The following is a 13,483-nucleotide window of genomic DNA, read 5'->3' on the forward strand; positions in this document are numbered from 1 at the left end:
TCATGACCTTGCGTGCCGCTTAAAAGCCCGGCAACAGGCCGCCGCCCGATCCGGGCACGTCGCCGGTTGCCGCCGCATGCACGAAAGCAATGAGGAATACCGTAAAGCAGGCGAAAACAAGACCGTCAACCCGGTCCATGAAGCCGCCATGGCCGGGAATGAGATGGCTCGAATCCTTGACCTGAAAACGCCGTTTCACGAAGGATTCGAAGAGATCGCCTATCTGGCTGAACACCGAAAGAATGAGAGCGAGCCCAAGCAGCAGCAGGCTGATCCTGCCGTGATAGGCAAGAGACACCGCGCCGCCGCCGATCAATGCGGCCACCGCTCCGCCGATTGCGCCTGACCAAGTCTTGCCCGGTGAAATCGACGGCGCAAGCTTTGGCCCGCCGATGGCGCGCCCGACGAAATAAGCGAGAATATCCGTTGACCAGACGACAGCGAAAATGAACAGGATGGCGACGAAACCGGTCAGCTCATCGCCGCGAATGGCGGCCAGCGATATGCCGCTCAGACCCGCATAAACGATGCCGCCCACCAGCCACCAGTTTCTGCCACGCAACACGGGAAAAAGTGCCGCCGTCAGCGTGAAGCCGGAGAGTAGAGGCAGATCGAGCGAAGGTTCGCCGAAAATCGTGTTGCCGGCGATGACGGCAACCGCAAACCAGCCCCAGGCATTGCCGGTGGAATTGGTTTCCGACATGCGGGTGATTGTCGCCCATTCATAATAGATGAGGATCGCCAGCAGACCGGCCACGATGCGGAACAGAATGCCGCCATACCAGGTCGCAGCCAAAATGACCGCCGCCATGACGATTGCGGATATGATCCGCAGTCTGAGTTCACGGCTCATCAGGCGCCTGCCACGGCAACCTGCTCGGCCAGAGCGCCAAAACGGCGATCACGCGTTGCATATTGCTCGATTGCGGAAAAAAACCGCTGCCGGTCGAAGTCGGGCCAATATTCGGGAACGAACAGGAACTCGGAATAGGCGGCCTGCCAGAGCAGGAAGTTCGACAGCCGTTCCTCGCCGCTGGTGCGGATGATCAGATCAGGATCCGGTATGCCTGATGTATCAAGTCTTGTCGAAATAATCTCCGGCGTGATCGATTCTGCATCCAGCCGGCCTTCGGCGACATCGCGGGCAATCGCCATTGTCGCGCGGGCAATCTCGTCGCGGCTGCCGTAATTGAAGGCAATCACCAGCGTCAGCCTGGTGTTATCAGCCGTCATATGTTCCGCTTCTTCGAGAAGACTGCGGATATCGTTTTTCAGCCCCTGCCTATCGCCGATGATGCGCACACGCACGTTTTCGCGGTGCAGTTCCGCAAGGTCGCGCCTAATGAAAGCCTTCAAGAGCCCCATCAGGTCGCTGACCTCGGATTCGGGCCTGCGCCAGTTTTCCGACGAGAACGCGAAAAGTGTGAGATAGCGGACACCGCAGTCGCCGGCCGCGCGCACCGTTTCGCGCACAGCCTCGACCCCGCGGCGATGCCCCATCACGCGCGGGAGACCGCGCTGTTTTGCCCACCGCCCATTTCCATCCATGATGATGGCGACGTGCTCGGGTATTGAGGAACGTGTCGTCGTCGGCATATCGATCCAGTAACAGGCAGCGCGGAATTAAAACGAATAAAATACAGGTCTATCGCAAGCGATACTAGACCTGCATGATTTCCTTTTCCTTCTCGCCAAGCAAGCGCTCAATTTCCGAAATCGTGTCGTCGGTGATTTTCTGCACTTTTTCCGACTGTCCACGGCTTTCGTCCTGACCGATATCACCGTCTTTTTCGGCTTTTTTCAGACCATCCATGCCATCGCGACGCACGTGACGAATCGCTACCTTGGACTTCTCGGCGTAGTCATGAGCTACCTTGACGAGCGATTTGCGGCGCTCCTCGTTGAGTTCTGGCAGCGGGATACGCAGGTTCTGACCATCAACGATCGGGTTGAGGCCGAGATTGGATTCGCGGATGGCACGGTCGACGGCGTTCACCATCGACTTGTCCCAGATGTTGACGCCGAGCATGCGCGGCTCCGGAACCGTGATGTTTGCGACCTGGTTTAGCGGAACGCGCGAGCCATAGGCCTCGATGGTCACCGGATCGAGAATGTTGGCCGAAGCGCGGCCAGTGCGCAGCGATGCGATATCGCTTTTGAATGCATTGATGGCACCATCCATGCGGCGCTTGATATCGTTGAGGTCAATACCACTCATCTTGATACTCCATCTCTATCGGCCGTGGCGGCCGGAATACGCCACAGGGGCGACATCGTTTTTTGATTATTTGTCGTGCACGATGGTCTTGCGGCCGCCGCCGGTCAATATCTGCGCGAAACCGCCCTTCTCGTGGATCGAGAAAACAATGATCGGGATGTGATTCTCGCGGGCAAGCGCGACAGCTGCAATATCCATGACCGCCAGTCCCTTGCCTAGCACTTCGCTGTGGGTCAGCTCGTCGAAACGGGTGGCTGCCGGGTCCTTTTTCGGATCGGCGGAATAGATGCCGTCCACCTGGGTGCCCTTGAAGATTGCTTCCGCACCCATTTCCGCGGCGCGCAGCGCTGCAGCGGAATCGGTTGTAAAGAAGGGGTTGCCCGTGCCGCCGGCAAAAATCACCACGCGGCCCTGCGCCAGATGGTGGAGCGCTGCACGCTGCGAGAAGCTCTCACAGATTTCCGGCATCGCGATTGCGGACAGAACGACGGTGTCAATGCTGAGCTTGCGCAGGGAGGTTGCGAGCGCCAGCGCGTTGATGACGGTGGCCAGCATGCCCATATGGTCGCCGGTAACGCGATCACCGCCCTTGGACGCCACGGCAACGCCGCGGAAAATATTGCCACCGCCGACGACAACGCCGACTTCAACGCCCATCGCCCTCGCCTCGGCAATATCGGAGGCGATACGGTCTGCAACCGCCACATCGATACCGAAACCCTGATCGCCCATAAGGGCTTCGCCGGAAGCCTTGAGAAGAACACGTTTGTAGATCGGCTTGGAAGACATCATGACTCCTCGGAAATGTAACCGAAACGCGGATACACGAAGGGCACCGCGTTGTCACGCGATGCCCTCCCGTTTTCCCAAGATTGGGTAAATATAATCAGCCCTTGGCGACTGCGGCGACTTCTGCTGCGAAATCGCTTTCTTCCTTTTCGACGCCTTCGCCGAGCAGCAGGCGAACCATGCCCGTCACTTCGATGGCAGCACCGGCTTCCTTTTCAGCTTCCTTGACGGCAGCGCCGACAGTGATGTCGGGATTGATGACGAAAGCCTGCGACAGAAGAGCGACTTCTTCGAAGAACTTGCGCATACGGCCATCAACCATCTTTTCGATGATGGCTTCCGGCTTGCCGGATTCGCGGGCCTGCTCGATGAAGACGTTGCGTTCGCGCTCGGCCACGGCTGCGTCAACTTCCTCGGCGCGGATGGCGAGCGGGTTGGTTGCAGCGATGTGCATGGCGACCTGGCGGCCGATGGAGCTCAGAACGGCCTTGTCGCCGACCGACTTCAGGGCAACGAGAACGCCAAGCTTGCCGATGCCTTCGCCGGCAGCATTGTGGATGTAGGTCGCGACAACGCCGTGCTCGACTTCGAGTGCTGCCGAACGGCGCAGCGTCATGTTCTCGCCGATGGTGGCGATCGCGTCCTTGATGCTGTCGGAAACGGACTTGCCGGTTGCCGGATAGGTGGCGGCGCTGACGGCTTCAACGGTGCCGTCGGTGGAGAGCGCTACCTGGGCAATGCCGCGAATGAGATCCTGGAACGCGTCGTTGCGAGCAACGAAGTCGGTTTCGGAGTTGAGTTCGACAACAACAGCCTTGTGACCCATGGTGGCGACGCCGATCAGACCTTCGGCAGCCGTACGGCCAGACTTCTTGTCGGCCTTTGCGATGCCCTTGGCGCGCAGCCAGTCGATCGCCGCTTCCATGTCGCCATTGGTTTCAGCAAGAGCCTTCTTGCAGTCCATCATGCCTGCGCCGGATTTCTCGCGCAGTTCCTTCACCATTGCGGCTGTGATTTCGGTCATTGTTTGCCTCTTATCGGTTCGATCGGTCAGCCGGCTGAATTCGCCGTGCCGAAGTTCTGGGTGATGAGTGTACCCGGCCGCACACCCTTTGAAACCGGGACGATTTCGGAAAGGGGCATGCGCATTCCCAAGTGCTGCGGCGTCTCCATACATCGAAACGATGGGTGCCGCTCAAGTGTGACAGCGTTATGAAGGCTGCCACCGGATTTCATCCGCATCAAAACGCCAGAGACTTCACCGAAGCCCCGACGGAGCGGTTTGAAACGAACAAGGCCGTCAACCCATTTAAGGTCTTTGACGGCCTTGTCATATCCTGGTCGAGGAGACGGCGACAAGAAATCGCCGCCAGACAGGGCCTATATCAGGCGCCAGCCTCGTCTTCGAGCGCGGGCTCGATCGGAGCTTCTTCCGAAGCGCCGATGTCACGGCCGGACGAACCCTGCTGACGCAGGATGCCGTCGATGGCGGCGCGGGCGATCAGGTCGCAATAGAGCGAGATGGCGCGCGATGCGTCGTCGTTACCCGGGATCGGATAGTCGATGTGATCCGGATCGCAGTTGGAGTCGATGATCGCAACGACCGGAATGCCAAGACGCTTGGCTTCTTCGATCGCGATCTTTTCCTTGTTGGTGTCGATGATGAACATCAGGTCCGGAACGCCGCCCATATCGCGGATACCGCCGAGAGCCTTTTCAAGCTTTTCGCGTTCGCGCTCGAGGGTCAGACGCTCTTTCTTGGAATAGCCGGTGCCTTCCGAGTTCAGGATCTCGTCAACCTTGCGCAGACGCTGGATCGAGTTGGAGATCGTCTTCCAGTTGGTCATCATGCCGCCGAGCCAGCGGGAGTTGACGTAATACTGGGCCGAACGCTTTGCGCTGTCGGCGATGATTTCAGACGCCTGACGCTTGGTGCCGACGAACAGAACGCGGCCGCCACGAGCAACGGTGTCGGACACGACCTGAAGGGCGCGCGACAGCATCGGAACGGTCTGAGCCAGGTCGATGATGTGGATGTTGTTACGGTCGCCGAAGATGTACGGCTTCATCTTCGGGTTCCAGCGATGCGTCTGGTGACCAAAGTGAACACCAGCTTCCAGAAGCTGACGCATAGAAAAATCGGGCAATGCCATGCCTAGTTACTCCTTTTCCGGTTTAACCCCCGCGAAGCGAACAGCGCCGATTTTCATCGACACCACCGGGCGGAACGGACCGGATTTCTCCCGGAACATCCCAAGCTTCGCGTGTGGAATGGTGAGGCGCATACAGTCGCCTCAGATAAAAAGCAAGCATTTCTGCGAAAAAACCACGCAAACGGTCCGTCTTTTAGCGAACCGGCTTGTTTTCGCAGGTTTCCGGCTTGAGGATATCAAGCTTCGCGAGCTTGCCGGTCAGAACGAAATCGCCGTAATCCATCGTCAGATCGCGGGTGATTCCGTTATCGTAAAGCTTGAACGACATGCGGTAGATCGGCAGGGCGTCGGTGCCGGTCTTGTCGTTGTAATAAGCGATCGTCACCGGCCAGAACGCGGCTTTGCCGAATTCGCCCGCCTTGCCGGCCTCGGCATCGCCGTCCTTCGGCATCTGCGCCTTGCCGACCAGCGTCGAAGTGATCAGGCTTTCATCGCCGTCATCCGAGCCGTCGAAAATACGGGATTCGAAGATGCGCTTTCCCTGCTTGGCGTTTTCAATGACCTGAAACATGTGCTCGGTCGGAAATTCGCTGGCGACGAGATCGATCTGACGGGGGTCCGGGCGGGTCAGATCAACCTTCACACCCTCTTTGTTGTCGATTGCAGCGCCCTGCACTTCCTTGTCCAGCTTGTCGTCGGTGTAGGACTTGGTCTCGAAGGTGAACTTCCTGGCCGCCAGGTCCTCGAAGGTCGTCGTCTGCTGGTCGGTCATGCGGACCGCGTCGCCGGTGTTGATCTGTGTCACGAAACGGAAATCCGTCTTGTAACCCTGACACGCAGAGCCAGTGAATTCATAGACCATTCGGCCCGTCATGCCCTCGATACCGGAACGATCCGTCGCGTCCTTGAGTTCGAGATCGTAGACGGCGCGATGGGCGATGAGGTCCGGAACCGTGACGGGCAAGGCATTGGCACCGTTCGACAGGCCGGTCATGAGCCCTGTGGCGGCAACGAAACCAAGCGTCCTGACAAACATTCAATATCTCCTGTTGGACTCGCTGCTCATATTGTACAAGCAACCGCCCGGCTTTTGGATCAACATCTTCTGAATGCCGGATTCTTGAAGGATTTACAACAAAACCGGAGACGAAAATGTCTGATGTCATCGAAGGCCGCCTCAAGGAACTGGGCTTTACTCTTCCCGTAGCGGCAGCACCTGCCGCAAACTACGTTCCGTTCACCATCAGCGGCAATCTTCTTTATGTATCGGGTCAACTGCCGATGGAATCAGGCAAGATTGCGGTGACGGGCCTCGTTGGCCGCGATGTTGACGTTGCAACCGCCCAGCGCGCCGCCGAATTGTGCGCCGTCAACATTCTCGCACAGGTCAAGGCTGCCTTGAACGGCGACCTCTCGAAAATCCGTCGTATCCTCAAGCTGAACGGCTTCGTTGCCTCGGTTCCGGAGTTCGTTGAACAGCATCTCGTCATTAACGGCGCCTCCAATCTGCTCGCCAACGTTCTGGGTGATGCCGGCAAGCATGCCCGCGCCGCCGTCGGCATGGCCTGCCTGCCCTTCAATGCCGCCGTCGAGATCGACGCGATCGTGGAAATCGACGTATGACCCTTAAACTTTCCTGGCTTACCGCCCAGCCCGTCGCCCATCGCGGTTATCATGACCTGAACAAGGCGGTATGGGAAAACACGCTATCCGCATTTTCGCGCGCCATCGACGCTGGTTTTGCCATCGAATGCGACGTGCAGCTGGCCGCCGATAGCGTGCCTGTGATTTTTCACGACGACGACATGGCCCGGCTGACGGGTATCAAGGGCGACGTGCGAGAACATACCGCCAGTGAATTGTCTCTGCTTTCGGTCGGTCAGACCAAGGACCGCATACCGACGCTGAAACAGCTTCTGACGCTATGCGCCGGCAAGGTGCCGCTGGTGATCGAACTGAAAGGACGCCAGGGCGAAGGCGTCGATGACGGGTTTGCCGAAGCGGTGCTGGAAGATCTCGAGGGCTACAAGGGCCAGGTGGCGCTGATGAGCTTCGACCATCACCTGCTAAGAGACCTGAAGGCTGCAGGCTCGCCCTGGCCGCTCGGCCTTACCGCCGAAGGCGCCAAGCCGGAAGACTTCTTCAAACACGACGAGGCGATGCAGATCGGTGTTGATTTCATCTCCTATCATTGGGGTCATTTGCCCAACAGTTTCATCGAGGCGCAAAGAAAACTTGGGCTTCCCGTGATTACCTGGACTGTCAGGGATGAAAATGCGCGCGAGACTACCTATAAATATGCGGACCAGATGACATTCGAAGGTTTCGACCCGAGAGAGAACCCCTCCGCCACGGCATGACAGAAGACTATTCCATACGCGTTGCGCAATCCCTGAGGGATATTGATCCGGACAGCTGGAAACGGCTTTCCGGAACATCACGCAATGTGTCAGGAAAACCGTACAATCCTTTCATTTCCCACGCATTTCTATCCTCGATGGAAGATTCTGGATCGGCCACTGCCAAGACCGGCTGGCTTGGGCACCATCTGCTTCTCGAAAACGCGTCGGGTGAACTCGTCGGAGCCGTTCCGGCCTATCTGAAGAACCACAGCAAGGGCGAATATGTCTTCGACCATGGCTGGGCGGATGCCTTTGAGCGAGCCGGCGGCCATTATTATCCGAAGCTGCAATGTTCGGTGCCGTTTACGCCGGCGAGCGGGCCGCGGCTGCTGGTATCCGAAACCGAAGACGAGACGCGCTTCAAACCGCTTCTGGCATCCGGCCTTGTCCAGGTGACGGAAAAGATCGGCGTTTCTTCCGCGCATGTCACGTTTCTGGAAGACGCCGACCTATCCGCGCTTCTGCCCCGGGACTTCCTGCACAGGACCGATCAGCAATTCCACTTCATCAATGACGGCTATCGCGATCACGACGATTTTCTCGATGCCCTTTCATCGCGCAAGCGCAAGGGGCTGAAAAAGGAACGTCGGGCAGCGCTGGAAAACGGCATCGAGATCGACTGGTTGACCGGAAGCGACCTGACAGAGGAGATCTGGGACCAGTTCTTCGCCTTCTACATGGATACCGGCAGCCGCAAATGGGGACGGCCCTATCTGACGCGGGAATTCTATTCGCTGATCGGCGAGCGCATGCCTGACGACGTTCTGCTGGTCATGGCCAGACGCGAGGGACGCTATATCGCCGGTGCAATCAATTTCATTGGCTCGGATGCGCTTTACGGCCGACACTGGGGATGTATCGAGGACCATCCCTTCCTGCATTTCGAGGTCTGTTACCATCAGGCGATCGATTTCGCGCTGTCGAAGGGTTTGAAGCGGGTGGAGGCGGGTGCGCAGGGTGAGCACAAGCTGGCGCGCGGTTACGTGCCGGTCACCACCCATTCAGCGCATTTCATCGTTCATCCGGGTCTGCGCCGCGCGATTGCCGATTATCTTCAGCGCGAGCGTGAAGAGGTCGAACATATTGGCGACTATCTGGAAGACCACACGCCCTTCCGCAAGGGTGAGCGACAGGAACACGAGCCGGATGCATAAAGCTGTCGCGATCTTTCAGATTCGCTGCCTACGCTTTATGCCTTTGTTTTGTCGCATGTCGTTATCGCAAAACCGCTACACGCTTTTAGGCGACATGCTTTAGTCCGTTACGAGGAGAGACCACCGATGACCGCCAGCGCCTATGATGACAACAATATCTTCGCGAAAATCCTGCGCGGCGAAATTCCGAGCCACAAGCTCTATGAAGACGAGCATACGCTGGCTTTCATGGATGTGATGCCGCAGGCACCCGGCCATCTTCTGGTCGTTCCGAAAACCGGCTCGCGCAATCTGCTCGATGCCGACCCGCAAGTGCTGGCAAAGACCATTGCCGTGGTGCAGAAACTGGCAGTCGCAGCAAAGGAAGCCTTCGACGCTGATGGCGTCTTTATCGCCCAGTTCAACGAACCGGCAGCCGGCCAGACCGTGTTCCACCTGCATTTCCACGTCATTCCGCGCAAGGAAGGCGAACCGCTGAAGCCACATTCCGGCGCTATGGCCGATGGCGAAGTGCTGAAGGCCCATGCGGAAAAGATAAAGGCAGCGCTTGCCTCGTGATGTTTGCCAAGACGCCCACGCGTTTGGCAGAATGGCGGCATCCGCACACCGTCACCCCGGAGCTTATCCGGGGTGCGGCGCGATCCAGTCCTTGATCGCGCGATATTCCTCTCGGCGCAGACGCGCCTTGGCTGGTTGCCTGATCTAGTCCGGCATGACGACCGTGGTGTTTATTATCATTCCACGGGACGGTAGGCATTCCTCTCCGGCCAGGGCCAGCCTTCAAGCACCGCCATATCCGGCCGGAATATCTCCACCTTCAGGGGATAGCACGGGACCGCGTCGCTCGAATGGCTGGCGCCACAATCGCCGCCGGGGCAAGCGGAGAGCGCGCCGATGAGATCAATTTCCGCGAAGAGTTCCAGATAGTCGCCCGGCCGCACCGGGCTTGCCTTCATGAAATACTGATGCGTATCGCGGGTGAAACCCGTGCACATAAAGACGTTCAGAACATCGTGCACATGCGGTTCCGCCTCGCCGAATGACAGGCCTTTGGCCGCGGCGAGCGCATTGGTGAGGTTCGAATGGCAGCAATGGTGATAGTCGCCGCCGCTCAACAGCTTGTTGGTGTAGGGATCGCACCGGGTGCCGATCACATCATGCACGCCACCGCCATCTTCATCCCAGCCATACCATGACAAAGTATCATGGGTGATGGTCGCCATCGGCCGCAGGGACGGCAGATTGCTCCACAGCCGGTTGCCTACGGAAACATGGGTCGCATGCAGGGCGCGGGTTTTGCCGCTGAAAAAGCGCTCCGTAAGATCATGGGCATTCCAGAGGTTCAAATCCCCCACCTGTGGGCCTTCGGTGCTGACGATGCGGAAAAAGTGTCCCTTCGGAACATTGAAAGTGCCGCCCTCGCGCGGTGGCACGATGACTTCGTCTATCTTCACCATGGCTTTTTTAGCCTGTTCAAGACGCGCAAGGTCCGGTGTCTGAAGTGTGCCGTTCGGATAAACGACGACGGGACGGACGGCGCGGCGCGCGGTGGCATCAATGGGTTCGGCGGCGGACACGGGGGTCATGAAATCCTCGGATGGATGAAATGTGAAGCGAAATTGCGGTATGAATGGCGTGATGACAAGACGGGTTTTTCTTGCGCTCAGACCAAGTCTGACTTAGCCTCGCAGCATCATGAAACTGCCACCGCTCGCCACCCTCCGCGCGTTTGAAGCTGCGGCCAGAAGGACAAGTTTTTCCCTGGCCGCGCAGGAACTCGGCATGACGGCGACGGCCGTAAGCCAGCATGTGCGCAATCTGGAAACATGGCTCGGCGCGCCGCTTTTCGAGCGCCATGCAAGAGGCGTGAGACTGACGCCGGCGGGTCAGGAATTCGGCATGACGGTTTCGTCCGGCTTGGGGCAGATCGCTTCCGGTGCGGAACGGATCAGCCGGGGCCGAAACCGCATCACCGTTAGTCTGGCCAGCCTGCCTTCAGTGGTTGCGCATTTTCTGACACCCCGCCTGCCCCGTTTCCGCGCGCTCTATCCAGACATACAGGTGTCAATCAGCTATTCCGGCAGGAATGAGACCACGCAGCCCGATCTCAGCATCACCCACGGCCCACGCCCTGCGCAAAAAGCCGTGGCGCTTTTCAGTGCCGAGACGCGCCCGACATGCGCACCCGCTTACGCCACGAAGTCCGGTCCCTTCAACGATGTCTCAAGCCTGCTGCGGGCCGAATTGCTGCATGACGCCACCGAGACGGCATGGCGGGACTGGCTGGCGACTGCTGGCCTATCCCTGTTCCAGGGCACGGGCCCAATCTTTGCGGACTTCAATCTGCTCGTGACCGCTCTCAAGGCGGGACACGGCATCGGCCTTTGCCCAACAGCGCTTCTTCGCGACGAAATCGCCGACGGTCAATTGACCGTGCTTTTCGATCGGGCGGCCGATGCGGACAAATATTACTGGTTGATTGAAGCAGAAGAGATGACCGCATCAGCCCGGCTCCTGTCGGACTGGCTTGTCGATGAGGCGCGCGAGAGCGGAAACCGGGGCGATTACTCCGCCGCGATGACTTGAGTCGAAGCGCGAGCCTTCTCTTCGTTTCTTTCCCTTACCGAAAGCCACTTGAGCAGCCAGGCTGAGGCTGCACAGACGATTGCAAACGCGACGAGACCGCCGAAAACATCAGACAGATGATGACCGCCCTGAACGAGAACGGCGGGCAACATCAAGAGATTGATCGGTAAGATTACCGCCATCACCAACCAGTGACGCGGAACAAACCAGACGGACATCGCCGCCATGAAGGTGTGGAACGATGGGAAACTGATTAAACCTAGAACGTTTCGCGGAGATATATACGCTACTCCCTCCTGACCCAGCCTTATGGTCTCACGACCGTACGCAGGATCAAGTGCGATGGGAATGGTTTCCGAAACCCATTGTGGGAGTTCGTTATATGCTGCGGCTCCGTAGGTTGGAAAAAAAATCCAGAAGATGATGCTCGCAAAGGCCCCAAGCACCCCTGTTACCAGAAACTGGTGCAGCATCCGGTCCTTGCCGGTAAAGCCCAGAATTATGATTATTGCCAAAAGCTGTGGCAACGACGTCGCGTAGACCAAAAACAGGATTTTTCCGATCCATGGGTATGTTGCAGCCCATATGACAATGCCTGTCCAGCTATAACCGAAGGCCGCGTCCACGCGGAAAAGCAAGTGATCGATTGCCGGGAAAGAGACGGGCAGAAACATGTAATTAAAGACGGACGCGACAAGCGTAAACAGAATGAACAGTCCACCAGAAATCAGAGCGGCGGCTATGCGCAGATCGCGGCCGCTTGTGCGATAGAACTGACCGAGGATAAAAATGCCGGCACCCGCGAGTCCGCATAAAAAATATCCGGCGTAATCGACATGAATATCTTTGGCAAAGATCAATACTGTATCTGTTAAGAACAAGATGGCGACAAAGCCAAGTACAAAACGTTCTGCCGCAAATAGTCGCATTGAATTGACGCCCCGGTTCAAGCCAGCAGTAAACTAGAGTAGAGCGCTTAATATTCGGATAAGACGAGTACTAAAAGCCAAGCACAAATAACCCGGCTGCCAAAAGTGCGATAGGCACGGCTACGCCGACAATGACGCGTTGGCCGGCCGCCAGGAACGCTGTGAAACCGAGTGCTGCCGCGCCGATGCGTAGCCATAGCGGTGAAGCTTCAAGCGTTCCGGTTGGAAAGACGATCAGCTTGGCGGTGACGGCCATCACGAGCGCGGTGGCGACTGCCCTCACCCAGTATAGCGCCTCGGAATCCTCCTTCAGCCGGTTGCCGGCGAGCACGCCGAGCCAGCGCCAGAGATCGGTCGCCAGCCAGCCGGCAATGGCGATGAAGAGGTAGGGCGCCCACCACTGTTCGGTCATCATGGTTCGCTCTCCGGTGAGACGGGAATGATCTTTCGACGAAAGACGAAACGGTCGATCAGATAAGCCACCGTCCCGCCACCGATCCCGGCATAGAGAATGTCGAATTCCGGCGCGATTACCGCAAAGACCGGCCCCGCGATCACACCGATGATGAAGGCGACCTTGACGACGGAATGGCGGGCGGTCGCCCAGATCGACGCTATGAAATAGACAGGCGTCAGAAAAAACAGCACGCCTGCGACAAGGGGTGGAAAAGCCGCGACGACGCCGTAACAAAGGCCGACAATGATAGCGTTGACGACGGTAAGGGTAATGCCGAAACCGGCAAACCACGCAGCCCGTGCTTCGCGCGGTATTTTGGAAAGGTTTTGCGTGGCGAAGACCCAGGCGGTGATCGCCACGAAGTGGGAGAGGAACAACAAAATCCATGTCGGCGTTTTTGCGCCACGCATCTCCGGAACGATGGAGGCAACCATGGGCATCATTCGCACCGATGACAGCGTCACCGCCAGAAAACACGCGGCAAGATTGGCGCCGCCGACCATCGAGCCGATCAGGATCATCTTGGCCGGCAAAGCCCAGATAACCAGCGTCATAAACACCGCTTCCCCACGTTGAACGCCCGATTCCAGCGCGAAGGCGCTGAAACCGACGAAGGATGTCATGAGAATAAGCGAGGGCAGCGAGAATATGCCCCGCATTCCCCTCAAAAACCAGCCGCGCAGGGGGATGGTATCGCTGTCTGCTGATCGCATTGCTGGTCCACTAATGCATGTCGTCCGAAAGTGCGCAGCGGTTTCGGAATGACGAGAAAAATAAAGCGCGTTTCACGAATCC

At 58.0% G+C, this 13,483-nt stretch carries 16 protein-coding genes; 5 read left to right on the top strand and 11 right to left on the bottom strand.

From position 1 onward, the window contains the following. Positions 1-19 precede the first annotated feature (19 nt). The 7 genes from GH784_RS10685 to GH784_RS10715 all read right to left on the bottom strand — a co-directional run bounded on the left by GH784_RS10685 (position 20) and on the right by GH784_RS10715 (position 6,196). Positions 20-853, bottom strand: a complete 834-nt coding sequence (locus GH784_RS10685) for a phosphatidate cytidylyltransferase (protein WP_003512845.1) — start codon at positions 851-853, stop codon at positions 20-22. After that, complete coding sequence (locus GH784_RS10690; RefSeq protein ID WP_065704633.1) at positions 853-1,596, bottom strand: isoprenyl transferase; 744 nt, start codon at positions 1,594-1,596, stop codon at positions 853-855. The genes GH784_RS10685 and GH784_RS10690 overlap by 1 nt, the downstream gene beginning before the upstream one ends. Before the next feature lie 64 nt (positions 1,597-1,660). Further along, complete coding sequence (gene frr / locus GH784_RS10695; protein ID WP_003512840.1) at positions 1,661-2,218, bottom strand: ribosome recycling factor; 558 nt, start codon at positions 2,216-2,218, stop codon at positions 1,661-1,663. Between the two features lie 66 nt (positions 2,219-2,284). Further along, positions 2,285-3,007 carry a UMP kinase gene (pyrH, locus tag GH784_RS10700; protein ID WP_035218853.1) on the bottom strand — a complete coding sequence of 241 codons (723 nt, stop codon included), beginning with the start codon at positions 3,005-3,007 and terminating at the stop codon, positions 2,285-2,287. A 97-nt stretch (positions 3,008-3,104) separates the two neighbouring features. Further along, positions 3,105-4,031: a translation elongation factor Ts gene (tsf, locus tag GH784_RS10705; protein ID WP_003512838.1), complete on the bottom strand. Its 927-nt coding sequence runs from the start codon at positions 4,029-4,031 to the stop codon at positions 3,105-3,107. A gap of 361 nt (positions 4,032-4,392) precedes the next feature. Beyond that, positions 4,393-5,160: a 30S ribosomal protein S2 gene (gene rpsB / locus GH784_RS10710; RefSeq protein ID WP_003512836.1), complete on the bottom strand. Its 768-nt coding sequence runs from the start codon at positions 5,158-5,160 to the stop codon at positions 4,393-4,395. Positions 5,161-5,353: 193 nt separating this feature from the next. Continuing rightward, positions 5,354-6,196, bottom strand: a complete 843-nt coding sequence (locus GH784_RS10715) for a cell envelope integrity EipB family protein (RefSeq protein ID WP_019565533.1) — start codon at positions 6,194-6,196, stop codon at positions 5,354-5,356. Between the two features lie 116 nt (positions 6,197-6,312). Between GH784_RS10715 and GH784_RS10720 the strand changes: the two genes are divergently transcribed. From GH784_RS10720 to GH784_RS10735, 4 genes are all read left to right on the top strand, one after another. Then, the gene (locus GH784_RS10720) at positions 6,313-6,783 is read left to right on the top strand and encodes a RidA family protein (protein ID WP_003512829.1); all 471 of its coding nucleotides are present in this window, start codon (positions 6,313-6,315) and stop codon (positions 6,781-6,783) included. Then, entirely contained in the window at positions 6,780-7,520 is a 741-nt protein-coding gene (locus GH784_RS10725) for a glycerophosphodiester phosphodiesterase (RefSeq protein WP_019565532.1), read from the top strand. Before GH784_RS10720 ends, GH784_RS10725 begins: the two co-directional genes overlap by 4 nt. Beyond that, the gene (locus GH784_RS10730) at positions 7,517-8,716 is read left to right on the top strand and encodes a GNAT family N-acetyltransferase (protein WP_065704634.1); all 1,200 of its coding nucleotides are present in this window, start codon (positions 7,517-7,519) and stop codon (positions 8,714-8,716) included. Before GH784_RS10725 ends, GH784_RS10730 begins: the two co-directional genes overlap by 4 nt. Before the next feature lie 126 nt (positions 8,717-8,842). After that, positions 8,843-9,274, top strand: coding sequence for an HIT family protein (locus GH784_RS10735; RefSeq protein ID WP_019565530.1), 432 nt, complete (start codon positions 8,843-8,845; stop codon positions 9,272-9,274). A gap of 176 nt (positions 9,275-9,450) precedes the next feature. Here the strand turns inward: GH784_RS10735 and GH784_RS10740 are convergent, their stop codons facing one another. Continuing rightward, the gene (locus GH784_RS10740; RefSeq protein WP_038490844.1) at positions 9,451-10,302 is read right to left on the bottom strand and encodes an urea carboxylase-associated family protein; all 852 of its coding nucleotides are present in this window, start codon (positions 10,300-10,302) and stop codon (positions 9,451-9,453) included. Positions 10,303-10,411: 109 nt separating this feature from the next. On the opposite strand from GH784_RS10740, the gene GH784_RS10745 reads away from it, so the two are divergent. Beyond that, positions 10,412-11,302 carry a LysR family transcriptional regulator gene (locus GH784_RS10745; protein ID WP_065704636.1) on the top strand — a complete coding sequence of 297 codons (891 nt, stop codon included), beginning with the start codon at positions 10,412-10,414 and terminating at the stop codon, positions 11,300-11,302. On the opposite strand, the gene GH784_RS10750 is transcribed toward GH784_RS10745, so the two are convergent. The 3 genes from GH784_RS10750 to GH784_RS10760 form a co-directional block, all read right to left on the bottom strand. Further along, positions 11,281-12,231: a phosphatase PAP2 family protein gene (locus GH784_RS10750; protein ID WP_065704639.1), complete on the bottom strand. Its 951-nt coding sequence runs from the start codon at positions 12,229-12,231 to the stop codon at positions 11,281-11,283. The genes GH784_RS10745 and GH784_RS10750 overlap by 22 nt on opposite strands. A gap of 70 nt (positions 12,232-12,301) precedes the next feature. Continuing rightward, positions 12,302-12,646 carry an AzlD domain-containing protein gene (locus tag GH784_RS10755; RefSeq protein WP_003512818.1) on the bottom strand — a complete coding sequence of 115 codons (345 nt, stop codon included), beginning with the start codon at positions 12,644-12,646 and terminating at the stop codon, positions 12,302-12,304. Beyond that, complete coding sequence (locus GH784_RS10760) at positions 12,643-13,401, bottom strand: AzlC family ABC transporter permease (RefSeq protein ID WP_065704642.1); 759 nt, start codon at positions 13,399-13,401, stop codon at positions 12,643-12,645. The genes GH784_RS10755 and GH784_RS10760 overlap by 4 nt, the downstream gene beginning before the upstream one ends. Positions 13,402-13,483 lie beyond the last annotated feature (82 nt).

This window comes from Agrobacterium tumefaciens, assembly GCF_009649785.1.
Taxonomy (GTDB): Bacteria; Pseudomonadota; Alphaproteobacteria; order Rhizobiales; family Rhizobiaceae; genus Agrobacterium; species Agrobacterium tumefaciens.